A 20,022-nucleotide genomic window follows, 5' to 3' on the forward strand; every position below is an offset into this window, starting at 1 on the left:
CATGAGATGGATACAGTCATAGAGCAGCCAAAATATAACAAAGCTAAAATCATCTTTGCCATTGTCGTTATTATGCTGTCAATTGCATTGGGGCTTTTATACAGCAATCAATCAATCTCCAGCATACCGATTAAAGACGTTAATCGCGTTAAAATTGACAGCGTAAATCCAAACATCACTGCTGTGGGTACCATCAAACCCAGAAAGTCAATTAAGCTATCTTCAGATATTGGCGGTCGCGTTAAGTATTATCTCAACAAGAAAAATTCATTCGTAGAAAAAGGCGAGATACTCCTTGAGTTAGAAAACTACGATTACATTCTCAAGCTCACAGAAAAGATTGCGCAAATATCAGAGCAAATAAGTAACCTTAAAAATATGCGCTTAAATCTGCGTCGGGAATTAAAAACCTCAAAACTGTCATTAGAGGATGCCATTTTTCAAGTCAGTGTATTGGAAAGGGAGCTCGCTCAAAAGCAACAGCTATTACGAAATAACCTAACGCAAGAGTCGGAAGTACAGGACGTACAAAGTAACCTCACCCGTTGGCACGCAAAGCAACAAGTATTGGCAAGTTATTACCAATCACAGAAAGACCATATAAAGAATCAACTTAGCGAAATCAATGATACGGTTGATATACTCAATACCCTTCTGCTCAAACTGCAAGAAAGCGAACAACAGCTGGTGATAAGAGCACCTATTTCAGGCAATCTATCCGGCTTTGATATTGAGTTCGGTCAGCAGATATTACCTAAGCAAGAGTTTGGTTCTTTAGATCTTATTGATGACTTTTTAATTGAAGTAGAGCTCAGTGAGTATTATTTGAGCCGTGTTCATGACGCCATGCAAGCCGAGGGAAGTATCAAGAATCGCGATGTTGCGTTGAACATTATCAAAATTTTCCCTCTGGTAAAGCAAGGTAAATTTCGTATGCACCTTGAAGTGCCCTTCCAGCAGAGCATGAACACGCAAGTCAAAGTTGGCCAGTCTATTGAAATATCCCTCACAGGCACAGCAGACACAAAGCTACCAAGCGTACCTTTGAATGCCACATTTAAAGAAAATAACGACACGTTTATTTATTTGTTGAAAAGTAACCAATCCAAAGCAGTTAAAACACTGTTGAAAATCAAGGAGCAGATTGGCGATAAAGTGCTCGTAGATAACCCCAACATCCTTGGCAAAGAGCTCATTATTTTGGATTGGAATAAGAATTATAAAGAGGAGCTGTACATTGAGTAACATGATCAAATTAGAAAATGTATACAAGCATTTTTACACCAAAAAGTTAAAAACGACTGCACTGAACAACGTGTCATTACAGGTCGAAAAAGGCGAATTTTTGGCTATTACAGGCAAGTCGGGCTCTGGTAAATCAACGCTACTCAATGCGATAGGTCTTTTTTCAAATATTGATCAGGGTCTCATAGAGCTAAACGGCACAAGCGTTGCGGGCATATCCCAAAAAAAGAAGCTCAAATACCGTCGTGAGCACTTAGGGTATGTATTCCAGTCATTCAATTTGATCCCAGATTTAAGCGTAATCGAAAACGTGATGCTGCCCCTTAAATTTAGAGGGGTGGGACTAAAAGAACGCACAGCTGTAGCAGAGCAAGAATTAGACAAGCTGTCTCTGTCATCACGACGCGACCACTATCCAAGCCAACTCTCAGGCGGACAGCAACAACGCGTTGCCATCGCCAGAACCATGGCATGTCAGCCCAGTATCATTTTGGCCGATGAGCCAACAGGTAACTTGGATGAAAAAACAGGACAAACAGTACTCGATATTCTACACCATGCAAATACCGCCTGCGATGCCACCATCGTCATGGTAACGCACAGCGATAAAGCGGCTAGCATGGCAAATCGGCAAGTAAAAATGGTTCAAGGTGAACTGATTAGTTAGGGAGAATGCATCATGCTCGGAGATATTTCCGTCAAAGTAATAGAAGAACCCGTTAATCCCGTCAATCAGCTAGAATTAACGGATTACCAATACTCTCGTTTAGCGTCACAATTGATAGGTGAAATCCCAGATAGTGATATGCTTGACGAGGAAGAGCTTGCGCTATTTAGACGTGAGAAAGACGCCTATTTCGAAGCCAAGCCACTCAACGCAAGCAAGGTAGTGGTGGTACTAAAAGCCACACGACTGTGCAATCTCAGATGTACTTATTGCCACTCATGGGCTGAGGGACCTAACCAAACGGTCAAATTTGAAAACCTCATTTCCATTGTAAAGCGCATCTTAGCTATTCCCAATGTCTCACGAGTCGAATTCGTATGGCATGGCGGCGAAGTCACCCTGTTGCGCCCTGCGTTTTTCAAAAAATTGATCTGGCTTCAAGAGCAGTTCAAACGCAAAGATCACTTTATCACCAACACCATGCAATCAAATGCGGTGAATATCTCAAAAGAATGGCTCACCTTTTTACAAGGTATTGGCATGGCCGTTGGGATTAGCTTTGATGGGGTGCCTGAGATCAATGATACTCGTCGGCTTGATGTCCGTGGACGCCCGACTAGCCTAAAAGTTGCAGAAGGGATCAAACGCTTGCAAGAATATGGGATCCCCTATGGCGCTCTGATAGTCGTTGATAGAGATGTGTACAATGTAAGCCCGCAGCGGTTGCTCAGTTACCTCGCATCGATTGAGCTCAATGACATTGAGTTTTTAAACATTGTCCCCGATAACCGAGCACAGCCCGGCGATGACATTGGCGATGCTTATATTAGCTACAAAGAGTATATCGAGTTTCTAAGTCGAGTTTATACCGTTTGGCATGCCCAATATCGCGGCATTATTCAGATCCGCATGTTCGAAAACTTTATGGACGTATTAGCAGACAGAAGCAAACAACTCTCTGCCTGTTATTGGGCTGGCAACTGTTCACAAGAGATCATTACCATCGAGCCAAACGGGGACGTGTCGCCCTGTGATAAATATGTTGGCGACATTGGTAGTATTTATGGTTCATTGCTGGATTCAGATTTAGCCACGCTGCTAGCCGACTCGAAACATAACCAAACCTCAGTACAAGAAGAGGTTGAGTCACACTCTCGCATGCATGAATGTAAGTGGTTTTCAATTTGTAATGGCGGTTGCCCTCATGATCGTGTAATCAATGCCCGACATGTAGAAGACTACGACGATAAATGTTGTGGCACAGGCAAATTATTAAAAGTCATTGAAGAGTCGATTTAAACATATGCAATTCAATGTAGAAGGGGCCGTTTATCAAACACTGAAGTCGTTATGTGCCAAACGCTACTGGGCAATAACGTGTATTGTTATGCTAAACGTCCTTGTCGTTTGCAGCTCATTTGGGATTGCTTATACCGTTGAGCTGCTGTTTAAACAAGAGGTCACTGCAACCAAACTGAACCAATTTGTTGCCATCATTTTACTTCTGTTACTGACCTTTGTAGCAAGCAATGCCCTGAGACAAAAACTCGTATTTGATGTCAAAGAAATGATGAGCACCAAGTTGATGAGCTTTGCCATTGGCCGGTTAATGTATAAGCAACAGCAACTCTTTGACCATACAGCGCCGTCTAAACTGTATTCTAATGTCGATTACGACATCAAAGCCATTAATGTCTATGTCCACTTTGTTTTGAGTATTTTAATACAAGCATCTGCCACCTTGCTGTGTGGATTTATCTATTTGCTTGCTACTAATATTTATATGACCTTAGTTTCCATCGTTGCCGTGCCTGTGGTGATCTTAATGATCTTTCGTATCAGCCAAAAAGTCTCACAAGCCAATAACCATAAACGAGATATGGTCTCTATGCTCAACGCCGCCACCATTGAATCTCTCAGTGGTATCCAATCTATCAAAGTGCACAAAATGGAAGGTTTACTCTCCAAGCAAATAGAGTCAAAAGCAAGTGACGTTTACCGCGCGACAAAAAGGCTGCACTCATTAGAGTCTATTGTCTCAGGCTTGATTATATTTGGCGGATTTTCAAGTGTTATCTTGGTGCTCTGGATAGGCGGGCATAACGTCATATCGGGGACAATGGCATCAGGTGAACTGGTCGCTTTTGTTATGGTATTGCTTTTAATGTCATATTCATTTGCCTCGATCAGCGACATTAATACCGTTACTGCCAAAGCAAAAAGTGCAATCAACAACTTAGAAAAGTTATTGCAATGTGACTACGAATTGCACGCCATCAACACAAAATCAGCCAAAGATATCAAGCATATATCACTGTGCGATTTGTCGTTTAGCTATCAGAATAATAAAGACAAAGCCCTCGATGGGATCAACTACACTTTTCAGCGCAATCATATTTACTCCATTGTCGGTCGCTCTGGCTCTGGAAAAAGTACACTGATCAAACTCATTTCCGGGCTGTATTATAACTACCAAGGCAAAATCTTATTGTCTGATGCTGAAGCAAAATCACAACAAGGCAGTCCATACAAACATGTGGCGCTGATTGAGCAAGACCCCTTTTTTTTCAATGGCACAATTTGGCAAAATATTACGCTTGTCGATAACGATAAAAAGATTGATGAGCTGAGGCTTAACCGCGCACTTGCACTCTCACAGTTTGACCGTGTTTTAAAAAACAATCAGATCACAATCGACAGTATTATTAGTACTAATGCCAACAATTTGTCCGGTGGCGAAAAACAACGCCTTGCCATTGCAAGAGCACTATACAGTGACTGCGGCATACTCATACTCGACGAAGCCACTAACTCTTTGGACAGGGCTACAGAATCAATACTGCATCAGCACCTAAGAGAAATCGCGAGGAATAAAATCGTCCTTGTCATCACACACAACTTAAACAGTATCAATCTGTCTGATCAGGTGCTAGTTATCGAAAAAGGTAAAATTGCAGCTGCGCAGCCACCCAACCAAATCATTACCAACGAACACTTTATAAAAATCAGTGAACAGACTAAGTCATTACAAAAGGAGTGTTAATAATGGAGTCAAATCACCAAGTTGTTATCATTGGCGCAGGCCCTGCCGGCATGCAGCTCAGCTACTTTTTAAACAAAGCAGGCGTGTCTCATGTTGTGCTTGAACGCGCCGATATTCCAGGTAGCTTCTTCGCTACATACCCTGTACATCGCAAACTTATTTCAATAAATAAAGTGCATACCGGATTCGACGATAAAACCAAAAACCTACGCTGGGATTGGAATTCATTGCTCAATGATGATGATGACTTTTCATTTAAGGACTTTGACCAAAGTTACTACCCGAGTAGTGATAAGCTGGTCGAGTATATGGCTCAATTTGCCACACGCTATGAACTACCGATCCAATTTAATACCCATGTCGATTCAATAACAAAAGCCAATTCGCAATTTGTAATTAGCTGTTGTAACAACAAAACTTACAACGCTAATATCTTGGTCGATGCAACCGGTATTGGTGAATTAAATGTGCCTAATATTGATGGTATCGAGCATGTGATCCCCTACACAGCAATGAGCAATGATGTCTCTCAATTTAAAAATAAACGCATCTTGATCCTTGGTAAAGGAAACTCTGCTTTTGAAACGGCTGACAGCCTGATGGAAGTATCAGCCAATACGCATGTAATAAGCCCTAAAGACTTTAATTTTGCATGGGTTAGCCACTACCCAGGGCACTTGCGCTCAGTCAATCAAGGCTTTTTAGATACCTTTTTCCTCAAGCAACAAAATGCCATCCTAAACGGCACCATAGCGTCAATTAAACCGACTGAGCAAGGCCAATACTTAGTTGATATGATTTTCTCAGAGGATGGAGAACGAGAGCTCAACACTTACGATCATATCGTCAATTGCAGTGGCTTTAAATGTAATTTTGACCACTATAGCGCTGATTTAAAGCCTGACTTATGCTTGATGGACAAATTCCCCAAGCTCAACCATCAATGGCAAAGTACAAATATTGATAATCTGTTTTTCTGTGGCGCGAATATGCAGTGCAATGATTACAAAGACTCCTCTACCCCCTTTGTACATGGCATTCGACACAATGCACAAACGCTTGCCGAGATACTGGTGAACAAGCTCCAAAATCGCACATGGCAAGCTAAACAAACAATCACAGCAGAAACAGATTTATATGATGCCATCAGCGAGCAAATTCGACGCGCAACCACCATTTGGTTTTTATTTGGTAACGTATATGATGTTTACGCACTTGATGCGCAAAATAATTTTCAGTTTTACGAAAGTATCCCTAAATTAGTCTTTGAACAAGATGAGCTATTTAAAAATTTCAGTGGCTATACGCTTGAGTTCAGTTACAAGCTGCCAAAAGATGAGAACGAAAAGCCCAAGTTTTCAACACATGGCTTTTTGCATCCCATCATCATGAAGTATCAAGGTGGCGAATGCATTGACGAAATACACATGCTGGAAGACATTTATAGTGAATGGGAAGATTTAGATAAACTTGATAATGGCATTAAAGAGTTTATTTTAACAAGCCAATTTGAAGTCTAACCTTATTCCCTTATCTACATTAAAATCAATATGGCGCCATTTGGCGCCATATATACCCTGCTAATATCTAATTTCCCATCATATCATCAAGCACTTGTCGGGCTTTTTCTAATTGAATATCACTGTTGGTAGCAAATGATACTTGCGTAACTGGTACCAAGTGATCAGGCTGAATCCCGACACCTATCAGCTTGCTGCCATCCACTTGATCGGAGCGTTTACTGGTATACACATATGTAATCGCACTGTCGTTATCACCTTTAAACACTTCACCAACCATGATGTCTCCATTAATACCAGTTGTGACTTCTCCGATAATTGGGAAACCCATACTTTGGACAAACATCAGCATGTGCTCACCGGCGCTTTGATTTTTCCGCTCACTCATAACAACCGTAGGCACGTTAAACAGCTTTTCGGTATCAGGCAATCTTGGTGGCTCTGATAATACAACTGAGTCCGCTTGTTCTGGTAATCTCTGAGCTGCAACAATAAAAGGCCCAACCGTTGTGAGTTTATCTGTAAAATAACTTAAAAACCTTAACGTCAAAGAGAAATTACTGGGATAATTGCGCATGTCTAGCACTATCCCTTTGGCGCTTTTTAACGCCTCTACCGCTTGCTCTAACTCTGCCTCATCAGCCATTTTAAACAGTCTAAATAAAACGACGCCATCACCGAGTTCTTCTAGCAAAGGCTGTTCCGGTCGATGATCATGCAGTGGCCCCATGACATCTTTATGCACGGTGCCCGTTGTCGTGGTGAAGTCTTCTCCGGATAACTTTTTAAAGGTCAGCTTAACAAGCTCAGGGGTTTTGTAGCTGCGATAGAACCTAGAAACGGCAATTCTTTTTTCAACATGCGGGCTTCTAAATGTTTTGCCTAGCTCAGCATTGATAAGATCTTCGACTGATACATCATCAATCGCAATTAATTCATCTCCAATATCAGCTTGCAAAGTCAAATAATGCGTTTTCTTACTTAAGATGACTTTTCCTTCAATGTACTCTAAATCAAGCGGAAGTCGATAATCACCAAATTTAGAAAACGGCGCAGGTAACATAATAAACAAGTGATTATCTTGGAGTTTGGTAAACTCTCTTTGAACTTCGGACTCTATATTTTTTGCGTCCCGAGTACAAGCTGCGAGTAAGTTTTCATGGCTATTTTTCCAGTTGAGCGGCACCTGTTCAAAATACGGCCAAAAGTGATTAATTTCTCCCCATATCATGCTCAGTGCAGCCATACATTTTGGGGGGGAAGCCAAAGAAGTACTTAGGTTGGAAGCGGTATAAGCTTGTCCGTTTAGACCTTGCTGATATTCTAAGTATAGTGGCCAAAAGATGGGCTGCCCTGCATACACATCATCGTATACTTGACGTTTCGATGTCACTTCCCAATTAGAAATATTGCCATACTCAAAGGTTTGCATGACGCGAAAATTACCATTTATTGTCCTTGCGCCGATATTTATCCACGTATTTACAACGTCGGTATCACTGAAGGTAGGTAACTGATCTACACTGCGATAAATATGCGGTGCGACCTGCTTTAACAAAGACAACCCCTGCTCAAGCCTTTGTGTAGTCGGTGCTTCCACCATCTGACTGATACTATGTTCTAAAAAATCCTCCCATTGTGTATTTGATACTGCATGACTTGGATAGTAGTAGCGCACCCTATGTACCAATTCACTGAACTCTAGAATATCTGGTAATGCTGCTTGGTACTGAGCTTTATCGTAAGTTAAATCTAATGATGCTTGGGCGACTTGACTACTTGCATATGACGCACTACTGATAGTAATTAACGCGAGTGCACACTCCCGGCTATTAATACATTTTATTGCCATGTCATTTCCTTGTTATTATTTTGCACACTCTATAGTCGATAAAAATAAACTTTAATGTCAACTTATTAACAAACAAGATGAAATATTTAATAAAATATGTATGCTTGGCTTATCCGAATAAATACGCGTTTAGCGTTAAGCTTTATCAAACTTCGGTGATCGTAATTCGTATGAGCAATCAAATAATTAAAATTGGGAAAGTATATTATTTTAGGGGTTAGGGAGCTTGTTCTTACCTAAGCCTGCTCAATGAAACCAAGAGGAATTTAGCAACACGGCTTTCTAATCAGTAAGCGGGTTGATAAAACACCGGTCCATACTCAAAATCGATGAAATAACTAAGACTTATTTCTCATAAGTACACAAATTATGCTTGTGTTAGAAAATAGGAAAGGTATCGTATAGCAAATTTTATATTCAAGCTTGTTTGTTGGAAGTCAAATGCGTTTATTTATGTTGTTACTTTTCTGGTTATCAGTCCCTGCCTTGGCCTACCAAGTCCAACCTATGATTGTTGATCTTGCAGCGCATGGTAAAAAATCACTGGTTACTTACCGACTGCAAAACCCCAGTGAGAACACATTACCAATCGAAATAGAAGTATATAAACGTACATTTGATGAAAACCAGCAAGAAGTACTGGTGCCTGCTGAAGATGATTTCATTGTACTTCCTCCACAGGTCGAAGTTGCCGCAAACAGCTATCAAGTATTTCGCGCCAAATACTTGGGCTCACCAGAGCTCAAAGAAACGCACTCATACCGCATCGTTTTTAAGCAGCTTCCTTTACCTGAAGAAGATGACAAATCTGGGGTAAAAATGGTCTTTAATTTCGCCACTCTGGTATTTGTCAGCCCAGAGGGGATCAATGCGCAAGCACAAACCTCTATCCAGTGTGAAAAAATTGAAGAGTGTAGTCTTACCATTGCCAATTCTGGAAAGCGCGTTTTAGATTTGTCGACCTTTGACTATCAGTTCCATAATGGCGAAACCAATATCGAGTGGGCACAGCTTCAATCTATCACCTCTGGCCGATTTATCATGCCTGGACATAAAATGGAAGTTGACTTGCAATCTATCTTGAATGAAAAGCCTAGTAAGAGCGCAACGCTGATCAACCTATTTAATCAAAAGTAATTTCGTCCATGTTTAAAATAGGCGCTTATTTCTGGCCTACTCGTTTGCGAAGTGTGTTAGTCACTCTTCTGTTGTTTTCGGCTACTCGTGTTTTTTCAGCCTCATTCGAGATGGACTTTCCAGTACGGCTATATCTTGCCGAGGTGGGGCAGATTTCTGCCACCACAGACGGCTTTGAACTAAAATCCGTTTCTGCTGCTGAGTTTAAACAACAACTAAGCCCTCAACTAAGCCATGATGTCATTATGTGGCTTACCACCCAAGGCGAAAAAGCCATCACACCAGAAGCGTTTGCGGCGCAAGGTATTGAATTAAAATTACAACCCCAAGATCTCATCATTGATATGACACTGTCAGAAACAGCCATGGCAACTGACAACTTATCATATGGTCGACAAACCCATTTTGAGCAACCCAAAGGGGAAGCTTATTGGGCCATGCTGAACAACCTCAATTTAAATCATGAACGTTTCAACAATCATAATGACCACAGATCACAATTTGAGTGGCTGACAAACGCAAACATTGGTGGCGGGGATGGCGTCAACATACGCAGTTCATTATTTTGGGAAGATGGCAGTCGCAGAGAAAGCAAAGTCTACCGAGGAGAAACGGCATTTTATTACGATCAGCCAAACAAGCCACTGCGCTTAACCTTGGGTGATACCAGTATAACGAGCACAGGGCATTTATCTGGCGCACAGCTAGCTGGATTCAGTTTCAGCAAAGCCTATTCTAAGCTTCAGCCACAGCGTAGGATAACCCCCGGCAATAGCCAACAATTTGTTCTACCACGCATGGCCATATTAGAAGTCTACATTAACGACTTTTTAATCTCACGATTGCGTCTAAATGCTGGTCGTTATGACCTCAGTGATCTTCCCCTTACTTCAGGCGAGAACGACATTCGCGTTATTGCCACCTACCCTAATGGCGAAACAGAAGAGTTTAACTTTACCACACATTATAATGCAAGATTACTTGCCAAAGGTTTAAGCGACTACGCTTTTGCTATTGGGTATTTGTCGACATTTGAAGAAAGACGTTTTGAATACGATAATGAGTTACTCATATCTGGTACTTACGAATACGGTTTAAGTGACAATTTTACCTTTGGATTTAGCGGTGCAGTGCACCCCATTGGCCATGTAATTGGCTCTTTGGCTACCATAAACACGCCTCTGGGTAATCTTTCATTACGCTACTCGCAAAGCGAGAAAGATGGCACTACCGGTAATATTTATTCAGTAGAAACCGAACACAGTGTTTGGGGTCATGGTAACTTTGGCTCACCCAACTTACGCCTTGGCTACGAGATCAGCCATAACTTTACCAACACTCCTTGGCTTGAGTTTGATACTATTAATAATCGAAATCGTGCATTTGTTGATTACAGTTATTTTATCAATCAACATATGGATATTAACCTTAATGCTGCTCGTGCAGACAATGACGACAATGAAACAACAGATATCATCACTGCTGAATTCAATGTACGCTATGAGGATATCCGCTTTAGGCTAGGTTACAACTTTAGCGACAGTGAAGATGAACGGTTTGTCTCGGATAACAGGCTTTTCCTCACCTTTACCTGGAACTATGACAGCCGTCGTTCAAACCACAGAGCACGAACGCAATATAATAGTCGCACAAAAGTCACCAGCGCCAGTTATGGCAAAACCAATTACAACTTTGTCAATGACTACGGCTATCAAGTCTTGGCAGAGCAAGGCGAAGACTTTAGACAAGAACAATTAGAGGCCAGCTATACAGGCTCATTGATGAGAGCGGATGTCAGTACCAGCAACTATTCTCGCTATGGCATTGGTTCCGATAGTACCAGCAGTGTAAATCTGTCGACCAGCCTCGGTATTGCCGACGGACACATCGGAATGAGTGCAACCACAACAGCGCCCTTTGCTGTTATTACCAAACATAAAACGTTGCAGGGCACAGATGTATTAGTCAATATCGACAGAGCGGGACGAGCCCAATCAGAGCCAAGTGATCACATTGGTTCACTTATAGATTTAGGCAGTGGATACAGTAAAGCGCAACTCAATATTGATGTACCGGATGCGCCACTTGGCTATGACTGGGGGCCAGGTATGTATGTTAAGGTCGGAGGCGCAGCCACAGGACATCATATTCAAATTGGTTCTGACTTGTCTTATACCGTGATAGGCACATTGGTTGATCACTCAGGCACACCAATTGCAATGAAACGAGGACGTATCATCAAACAGTACGCTGACAACTCGGATTATAAAAATACAACCGATACACAGGCGCAAAGCTGGGCATTCTTTACCAATAGAACAGGACGCTTTGTAGTCGAAGGCATCAGCACAGGCCATTTTCGTATTGAGTTGGATGAACTGAGTGGGCAATTCAGTATTGCAGATACAGCACAAAGGTTTGTTAGGCTAGGTACTATCTCCACACACATTGCGCAGCCCAAAGGAGGCACACAATAATGAAAATCAAAATCTTGACCTTAATGATTTTGAGTTTTTTGATACTCAGTGCCAAAGCTCGCGCAGACTGGTATAGCTGTTACGGCAACTTATGGGTCACGTCTAATTCAACCGACATCATCACTGAACATACAAATAGAGTTTCCGTTTTTTTGCCACTTAAAGTTCAAGTTTCTGAGCAGCTGCTAAACTGTGCAGACGAAATTTGGGTAGAAGATGTCTATTACTACTCCATGGTGTTTGAAGGGCCAACCCAAGACAAGTATGCCAAATTGTTTGATGCCCAATTTAAAAAAATTAAAGTCAGAAATGGCATTTGGAAATCACCATTAAATGAACGCACCACACAAATGTGGGTTCGACTGCGTCATTACAGCTTATTCCCTGCAGGTGCTTACAACGGAGCGATTAGAGTCTCTATTGTCAAAAACAATCAAATTGTTGAAGAACAATATTTTGACATGACTTATTACTCTGAACCGCAAGTTTCAATCTCTTTAGACAACAACAGTCAAGGCAAAGTCGCTGGCAGCAACGGCCAATATCAAATTAACCTCGGAGAGCTAAAAAGTAATATGCGCTTTTATTGGGGTATAAAAATCCTCAGTAATAGTTCATACGATATCGTTTTGGATTCAGAATTCAATGGCTTGCGTCATGAAACCAACACTAATGCGCTGATTAATTACTCGGTCAGCTTTGATAACGTCAAAATGTCGTCAGCTGATCAAATTTATCGTAGTTACAACTTCAACCCAGGCGTCAAAAATAAGTGGTACGGCTTTGAGTTCATTTTGGGCAATGTCGAATTAATGCCAGCCGGTTACTATAGAGATAATTTATCATTAACCGTTTACCCAAGGTAAGTTTATGATTTAAAAAGATTTAACAAACTTTTATGACGAAGGATACAATTTTTTTGGAATAATTTTTCATTCTTGGCACACCCTTTGCTTTTAATTAGCCAACTAGGTGAACACACCTAGAAATTAAAATTAGATATAAAAACTACTTCTGTTTTTTAAAGGGGAAAAGCCATGAAAACACTATTAAAATCACTATTCGTTGCAACTGCATTCACATCAATCACAGCTGCGGCGGCTGTATCAAGTACAACTGGTACAGAGGCGAAGTTTACTTTTGAAGGCACTATTGAGCCAATGTGTAAAACAAGCAGTGGTAGTAACAACAGCATCACTGGTCTAAAACTTGATTCTACTCAGCAAACTCAAGAAATCGGTACTCTTGATGTTTGGTGTAACACAGGTGAAAACGCAACAACAGAGTATACTTCTGCCAACGGTGGTTTCTTAGTAGCAAATAATGCACAAGGCAGTAAAATTGCTTATACACTGAACATCGGTGATACATCTGGCATTGATTTACAAACAGGTACTTACAAGCATTCAAAAGCAACAGCAGCTGGTACAGGTGTTTCTGGTGAGACACAAGCAACTTCACTTAAAATCACACCTCAGTCAAACGGTTTAAATGACGCAGGTACTTACTCTGATACTATTACCGTTACTGTAAGCCCGAACTAATTTAATATTAGGCAGCAAAGTTTTTATGGCTTAATCTTCACTGCCTAATATAAGATGATGGGTTAATTTTTAAAAGTTAGCCCATCAAGCTATAAAAAACACTTTCCATACAACATTTAAATTAAATATTTATAATAAATTTTATTTTAAAACCCACCCCAACACTTTCTTTAAAAACACATATTTAAATATAGATCACAAACTTTAACACCTTGACAAAAAAACCAACCTAAAGCCTAATTAAGTTAAAATTATATTGATAACAATCAAAGTTATAATGCTTAGCCCATAAGGATATAAAAATGATAATTTCATTAAAAAGCAAAATGGTTTTAACTTGTTTATTGCTCAGCACTTCATATGCAAACGCAAATTGTAATGACCTGTTAAACCAGCAACTTTCCTTGCTAGACAAGACTTTAACTGAATTTGACCAAACACCAAACCGTGGCTGGCGGGTCTTATCAGAGCAAAAGTGCTTTTCTGAATCAGCCCTGCTAATTGAACGCTATATGGCACATAACAACCAAAAAAGTGCAGCTCTACTGTGGCACCTGTTTCAAATGAACGCGATGGCTGGGCAGAATCAAAAAGCGATTAAAATTGCTAAAAGCATTGCAGCATCGGCACCTGACAGTCAGCCTTCATTTTTATGGAAGGAATATGTACTGGCAAATATTGCTTTTTTAGAGGGTGATAATAACGCGTTATTAAAAAATAGAAACTTAATAGCACAGCATAAAGAACACAAGCCCAACGCTATGAACTTAGTAATGTTAGATAAATTAATTAGCAATATTAAGAAAAGCTATCTAGATGCATACTCAATATAAACGGAAGAAGTCAATACAGTATTAAAAAGACTATATTGTTTTAAACTTAGTGCGCTTAGTTCAAACTTAAAGCGCACCTTGGTTAATAAAACGCTAGCAAGCTATTTAGGTGAGCGCCAAATAGCTGCCAGTATTAACATCACTGCTATCAGCGCAAAAGGCAACCCATAATCTAACCCGTAAATGGCAGTGCCCACGATTGGGCCGGTCACAATTCCTAGCCCTTGTGCAGCTGAGACCGTGCCTGCAGCAGCACCTTGCTCATGTGCTTCAACCGAATTAGCAGCCAATGCAGAGAGTGATGGATATACCCATCCCATCCCAAAACCTGCCAAGCCATACCCTACCCATAACATGACTGAAGATAAAGAAAGGTAGGCAACAATAAAGCCCGCCGCAGCAATGAGCGCGCCAAACATAATGAATCTCTGTGGTTGCCACGTCAGCTTTTGCACTGCGACTTGCGCAACAATTAAAGCCACACCTACTATCGCAAGCGCAATACCAGCGGAGCGCGCAGCTGATGACGTATCGAGTTGAAGGCGATCAAGAATAAAAAAGCCCACGGTAATTTGTGCAATCGCAACACTAAACGCAGCAACAAAAGCTACTGCCACAGGTCTGCGAATACGCACATCTGTCAAACTCACTGAGTGTCCATCAGGCTTTGCATGTTGCTCCACTTTAGGCAGTACGCGCCAAAGTACCACCAGTGCAATGGCCGGTAACATGGCCGTAACGTATAAAGGAATGCTTAAGCTATAAGCACCAACCAAACCCACAAACCCTGGGCCAATCACCATGCCTGCTGCACTTGCCGCACCTATACCTGCCATGGCCGCAGTGCGCTGTTTAGGCGTTACATGATCTGCTACCAATGCTGCACTGGTGGCTGGTACCGCCGCATAAAAGACCCCAGCAACTCCTCGTCCAATCACCAGTCCAATAAATGCCAGTATCGGAGCAACAGCTGTTTTCATGGAGAAATCAATAAATAATGCAAGGCTTGCATAACTGATCACAAACCCGCTAAGGCCAAATAATATAACTGGACGTCGCCCGCGTTTATCACTCAAGCGCCCCCAAAAACGAGCCATCAATACCCAAGCTAAACCCGCAGCGGTCATGGCAGTACCAACTTGCCATGCTTCTAACCCAATCACTCGGGCTATCGGCCCTGCCAATGCAGCAAATGCCATAACGGCCATCGTGCATACAAAGGTTTCAAACATCAGTGGTTTTATACTAAATGGTGCGTTTTCTTTCGACGCTATTTCACTGCTTGCTAAATTGGTCATTTGCATTCCTTGTTATTGAAACTGAGCCACATTTGCTGTTTTCTTTTGTGTCAGCGCATTTATTTTGAAAGCGATTGTCATCGATTGAGCGTTCATACCCTATCCCTGCATAAAACAAATAACTACCGTCAAGCTCCACACCGCGCTGAGCCAATGACTGCGGCTTGTATTCCTGCATACGCATGTCTGAGCCTCGTAACAATAGCTTTTGTGATGCAGATTGTGCCTGCCAGCCACCTTCTTTCCAAACCCAATTTAATACAGACACTTCAACGCCTGTATCGCTGTTTTTTATCGCCACATCACTGCTTCTTGGTGCACCAATGAGTAACTCAAGGGATTCATTCCCGACAGTGTTAGACAAACGAGACAATAAATCACCTGAGTCAATGCTCTCAAACATCCTCATCATAGAGCTGGGTGTACGATACTCAGATGCGCCCCAACTATCCAAAGATAATGCGGCATAAAGGCCAAGCCAACTGATATCTCCATCCATTGCCTTGGTAATAGGTTTATCCGTTGTCGCAAACTCTTCCGCAAGCTGTTCTGAGGCACGCTTACGCACCGCAATTGCAGCATCAAACCCACTTCTAATTTCGACACAGCGCAGCGCCGTCCAGCCAGCGACCCCCTCGACAAACCAACGAGCACCGGCTTCGTCTCGTAACTCACCTCGCCTGCTGATCGCTTCACGCGCCAATGCTGTCGCCAAATTATATTGCCTTTGCCAAGCACCTCTGCCTGTACCATCACTTTGCCACGCAATGTCTTCTGGCGCCCACAATACGCCGTTATAAAGCGCAATTTCACCAGATTTACGTGGCGCTTGAACCACCGTATTGATAGGTGAAGCTCCCCCTAATTCAGACTCGACACACTGTTGCAATGACACCAATTCTTGTGCAAAACCATCGACTAGCGGCTGGCGAGCATCCCCCACTAAAAACTCAACACCAGATTGTTGATGGGTTGATGATCCGTCACGCTGCCATATCGATGCAAAGGCCAGTACCCCGTCGATATCTCCTTTATCAAATACCTGATACTCACCAGAGCCACTATCGATGGCAACCGACCAAGTCCAATCGCCTATAGGCGCAACCCCCTCTAATGAGGCTAGAGCAGCAGCTTGCGGGATTGCTGGCAACTGCGTCGGTAAACCGAGCAGGGGCCGATCGCCAATAGAACGAACCAAACGCTGTGGGTCATGGCCTAATACAGGTAATATATCGTGTGCACGCAGCCAAACACTGGCTGTATCTAGCCAAGGTGCCGCCTCTGTCTGCCAACCTTGCGCGCCAATGTTAAGCTCCAGTGTCAGTTCACAATCTACCAAGCAGCCAACCTCAACAACAAAATGCTCACTATCCACGGCAAAATCAAGTGGCACGCCTTTTCGTGTCGCGCCAACAAGTTCAACGCCATGAGGTAATGTGCCATGCAGCCTTTGTGCGCGCACACCTTCTAAACGCCAATTGACATCACCAGTCCCATTTGATGGGTTGAGGCGAATTAGCACTTCTCCACCACTGATTGAATAAGGAGATGCCTGCTTCCACCACTTTTTCTCCCAATTTCCATCATGTGCCAATGCATCCATTGAAGAAGCATATCCACCTTCATCAACAAACCGAATATTCAGCACAGCAATACACACAAATACCAAGGACAGAGCGGCCGTGGCAGCGATGCCTGCGGTGCCGAGCACACGCCTTTTTGCCTCATTAATACGGTCGCGCAGAGTCAATGCGGTCCCCCGTCGCCAAGCAAGCCAACTGCCAGCAAATAACAAGAAGGCAAGCGACAGCTTTAAGCTGGCAAGGGCAACAATCATAGTTATCCACGGAGACCAACCGGCCAGTTCAGATGGGTAAGCATGAATAGGCGTACCAATCGCAGCAGGAGTATATTGCACCAGCTCCACTTCATGATTCACAATCGCAATAAACGCAGCGAGTATGGATACAACATAGGCCGTCCCAGCACGTTGGAAAATAGCATGGGCAAGCACTGCAATAGCACATAGTTCAGCCAATGCTGGAAACACTGTGAGCAATACATAGGCAAAAGGATAAGTGATATCAAGAGCATGCGGCGCAGCAATTGCCGTCATGAATACCGATGCGACAGCGGGTACCAAGCATAGTAACGCTGTGAGTCCCAGTGCGGCAAAAAAACGTGCGAGCAATCTCGTGCCAAGTGGCACTGGTGACGTATCTAACCACTCAATAAAGCCATCGCAATCATCTCGGCGCATTAATGCCCCGACAAAGCCCACCACAACAAAGACAATAAAAACAAAGAAGAACCCGACCATAAAGTAAATTAATGCCTGAGGTGTGGGCACCAAAGGACCGTCAATGTGACCAATCGAATTTACCCATGCTGCGGCAACACCAATTGCGGTGAGTAGTAGTAGCGCGAGCCGTAATCCAAAACTCTGCAATGAGATCTTTAAATGCCATGTACACTCCACTACCAAAGTACGCCACCAATTAGGGTTGACAATTAACCCTGCTGGCGCTGCTAAATACTTTGAGACTGACGCGCCTTTACGAGCTTGTGCACGAGGAGCACGTTCCATTGCAAGGTGCTCACGGCGTAGTCGAACTAAAAGTATGCCCCCCACGATTAACCCAACAGACAACCACAATCCACGGTTGATCAATAACATATCTGTCAGGCCAATCATCGCGACTTTTTTCTCAGCAGGTGTCCATATCAAGGCTTGTCGTTCAGCTTCCACATAAGCAGAGGGGTCGATAATGGAGGCAAGCATCGGGCTCACTCCGCCCTCGTGCAATACAACTAAGCCAATCATCCAAATCAGGCTCAGTATTGCTGCAGTGGCAAACGCACCAGTATTTGAGCGAGTTAATGATGCACCAGCTAAAAACAGCACACCAGTGGCAAATGCACTGGGAATGGTAAATACCAGCAAGGAAACCGCAGCTGCCGCCCAAGGAACAGGGCCGACAGCATCAGGCGGAAGTGCACCAAATGTCACTAGGATTGGCGCCATCAGTAAGCCGACACAAATGGAAGAACCCAAGATCACAGCCACGACGAGTGCACCACTAAACCGCGCAGCAAGCAGTAATCGCAGCGAGATGGGGCTGGCTAAAACAACCTCATGGAGCTCAGCTGAACGATCTCGTACAACAATTTGCGCAAAAACCCATGCCCATGCAAAAAATAGCCACAAGCTTTGCCCTGATACCATCAAATAAATCACGTGCGGACTGTTTCGATAAATGTCCACAGCGCCCATACTGCGCATATAATCTGCGTTGAGTAAAAAAATAAGCATGTAAGCTGTCAGGCCGAAAAAGACAATAGGCGTGATCAAGCTCTTCAAGCCCAGCTTGGCCTCATTGGCGGCTTCTTGGAAAAAGAAGCTGATGCGAGAATGTCCCATCAGACCTCCTCGACTTGCGCACTGCGCAAGGCATGATAATAAACATCTTCAAGGCGCACCGTGCGCTCGCTATACCCAGCCAAAGCCTCACCAGCCATCACAACTCGCGTACCATAAGGTGTCGCTGTCGCATGGAGTGCATCATCTGGTACAGCCTGCTCGCGTGATATTTCCCTCTCCCAAATCAGTCCTTTGAGGCTCGCCTTTAAGCTATCAGGCGTCCCAGCGGCAACGATACGGCCTTTGGCCATGATAGACAGTCGTGTACATAAGTTTTCAATGTCTTCAACGATATGCGTCGATAAAAGTACAACTGCATCAGAGCCAATATCAGCAAGAATACGATGAAAACGACTTCTTTCTGCTGGATCTAAACCCGCAGTTGGTTCATCAACAATGAGTAAACGAGGTTCACCGATAAGGGCAACAGCAATGCCAAAACGACGCAACATACCACCTGAATAGGTAGCAACAGCCCTGTGTGCATCACGCTCCAAATTAACACGCTCAAGCAGGTATTCGACTTCTTGCTTACGCACCTTTTTATCCGTGCGACCCTTTAACCAAGCAAAACGCTCAAGTAAATCGCGTCCTGATACATTTGGATATGCACCAATTTGCTGAGGCAAATAGCCGAGTTTAAAACGCAAACTATCTGGATCTGCTAACGCATCGATACCGTCAAGGGTAATTGAACCTGAGTCTGGCTGCTGCAAAGAAGCCAGTGTACGCATCAAGGTACTTTTCCCAGCGCCATTAGGCCCGAGTAACCCATACAATCCAGGCGTCACTTCAAGATTAACGCCATTTAGCGCACTGACACCGCCTTTATAAGTCTTCCTTAGCCCTTTCACTACCAGACCACGTTTGCTCACTTGTTGTTCAGTCATGTCTTGTCACTCATTCCTTTCTAATATTGTCTAAAAAGAACGCATGACCCAATGAGCAACGCGTTCCTTACTGCACCGATTTTTACACCATCACG

14 protein-coding genes are annotated in these 20,022 nt (G+C 43.0%); 10 read left to right on the top strand and 4 right to left on the bottom strand.

The window, feature by feature from the left end; genetic code table 11:
* Positions 1 to 6 precede the first annotated feature (6 nt).
* The 5 genes from AC2CZC_RS22045 to AC2CZC_RS22065 are packed head-to-tail and all read left to right on the top strand — an operon-like array spanning position 7 to position 6,475.
* The gene (locus tag AC2CZC_RS22045; RefSeq protein ID WP_484585434.1) at positions 7 to 1,245 is read left to right on the top strand and encodes an RND transporter; all 1,239 of its coding nucleotides are present in this window, start codon (positions 7 to 9) and stop codon (positions 1,243 to 1,245) included.
* 1 nt (position 1,246) lies between these two features.
* Positions 1,247 to 1,912 (top strand): ABC transporter ATP-binding protein, encoded by a 666-nt coding sequence (locus tag AC2CZC_RS22050; protein WP_484585783.1) that lies wholly within the window; start codon positions 1,247 to 1,249, stop codon positions 1,910 to 1,912.
* Positions 1,913 to 1,924: 12 nt separating this feature from the next.
* Positions 1,925 to 3,211, top strand: coding sequence for a darobactin maturation radical SAM/SPASM protein DarE (gene darE / locus AC2CZC_RS22055; RefSeq protein WP_484585435.1), 1,287 nt, complete (start codon positions 1,925 to 1,927; stop codon positions 3,209 to 3,211).
* Positions 3,212 to 3,215: 4 nt separating this feature from the next.
* A complete protein-coding gene (locus tag AC2CZC_RS22060; RefSeq protein ID WP_484585436.1) occupies positions 3,216 to 4,955 on the top strand; it encodes an ABC transporter ATP-binding protein in 1,740 nt (579 codons plus the stop codon).
* A 2-nt stretch (positions 4,956 to 4,957) separates the two neighbouring features.
* Entirely contained in the window at positions 4,958 to 6,475 is a 1,518-nt protein-coding gene (locus AC2CZC_RS22065) for an NAD(P)-binding domain-containing protein (protein WP_484585437.1), read from the top strand.
* A gap of 67 nt (positions 6,476 to 6,542) precedes the next feature.
* Here AC2CZC_RS22065 and AC2CZC_RS22070 read toward each other — a convergent pair whose 3' ends face one another.
* Positions 6,543 to 8,327, bottom strand: a complete 1,785-nt coding sequence (locus tag AC2CZC_RS22070) for a S41 family peptidase (protein ID WP_484585438.1) — start codon at positions 8,325 to 8,327, stop codon at positions 6,543 to 6,545.
* Between the two features lie 441 nt (positions 8,328 to 8,768).
* Here AC2CZC_RS22070 and AC2CZC_RS22075 point away from each other — a divergent pair, with 441 nt between their 5' ends.
* The 5 genes from AC2CZC_RS22075 to AC2CZC_RS22095 all read left to right on the top strand — a co-directional run bounded on the left by AC2CZC_RS22075 (position 8,769) and on the right by AC2CZC_RS22095 (position 14,318).
* Positions 8,769 to 9,464, top strand: coding sequence for a fimbrial biogenesis chaperone (locus AC2CZC_RS22075; RefSeq protein ID WP_484585439.1), 696 nt, complete (start codon positions 8,769 to 8,771; stop codon positions 9,462 to 9,464).
* An 8-nt stretch (positions 9,465 to 9,472) separates the two neighbouring features.
* Positions 9,473 to 11,941, top strand: coding sequence for a fimbria/pilus outer membrane usher protein (locus AC2CZC_RS22080; protein ID WP_484585440.1), 2,469 nt, complete (start codon positions 9,473 to 9,475; stop codon positions 11,939 to 11,941).
* Positions 11,941 to 12,807: a hypothetical protein gene (locus AC2CZC_RS22085; RefSeq protein WP_484585441.1), complete on the top strand. Its 867-nt coding sequence runs from the start codon at positions 11,941 to 11,943 to the stop codon at positions 12,805 to 12,807. Before AC2CZC_RS22080 ends, AC2CZC_RS22085 begins: the two co-directional genes overlap by 1 nt.
* Positions 12,808 to 12,978: 171 nt before the next feature.
* Positions 12,979 to 13,485 carry a hypothetical protein gene (locus AC2CZC_RS22090; protein ID WP_063364339.1) on the top strand — a complete coding sequence of 169 codons (507 nt, stop codon included), beginning with the start codon at positions 12,979 to 12,981 and terminating at the stop codon, positions 13,483 to 13,485.
* Between the two features lie 302 nt (positions 13,486 to 13,787).
* Positions 13,788 to 14,318 carry a hypothetical protein gene (locus AC2CZC_RS22095; RefSeq protein WP_484585442.1) on the top strand — a complete coding sequence of 177 codons (531 nt, stop codon included), beginning with the start codon at positions 13,788 to 13,790 and terminating at the stop codon, positions 14,316 to 14,318.
* A 101-nt stretch (positions 14,319 to 14,419) separates the two neighbouring features.
* Here the strand turns inward: AC2CZC_RS22095 and AC2CZC_RS22100 are convergent, their stop codons facing one another.
* The 3 genes from AC2CZC_RS22100 to AC2CZC_RS22110 are packed head-to-tail and all read right to left on the bottom strand — an operon-like array spanning position 14,420 to position 19,927.
* On the bottom strand, positions 14,420 to 15,616 hold the full coding sequence (locus AC2CZC_RS22100; RefSeq protein WP_484585443.1) for an MFS transporter: 1,197 nt from the start codon (positions 15,614 to 15,616) through the stop codon (positions 14,420 to 14,422).
* The gene (locus AC2CZC_RS22105; protein WP_484585444.1) at positions 15,594 to 19,037 is read right to left on the bottom strand and encodes a hypothetical protein; all 3,444 of its coding nucleotides are present in this window, start codon (positions 19,035 to 19,037) and stop codon (positions 15,594 to 15,596) included. Before AC2CZC_RS22105 ends, AC2CZC_RS22100 begins: the two co-directional genes overlap by 23 nt.
* Complete coding sequence (locus AC2CZC_RS22110) at positions 19,037 to 19,927, bottom strand: ABC transporter ATP-binding protein (RefSeq protein WP_484585445.1); 891 nt, start codon at positions 19,925 to 19,927, stop codon at positions 19,037 to 19,039. Before AC2CZC_RS22110 ends, AC2CZC_RS22105 begins: the two co-directional genes overlap by 1 nt.
* Positions 19,928 to 20,022: the final 95 nt, after the last annotated feature.

The organism is Pseudoalteromonas sp. MMG033, assembly GCF_057197785.1.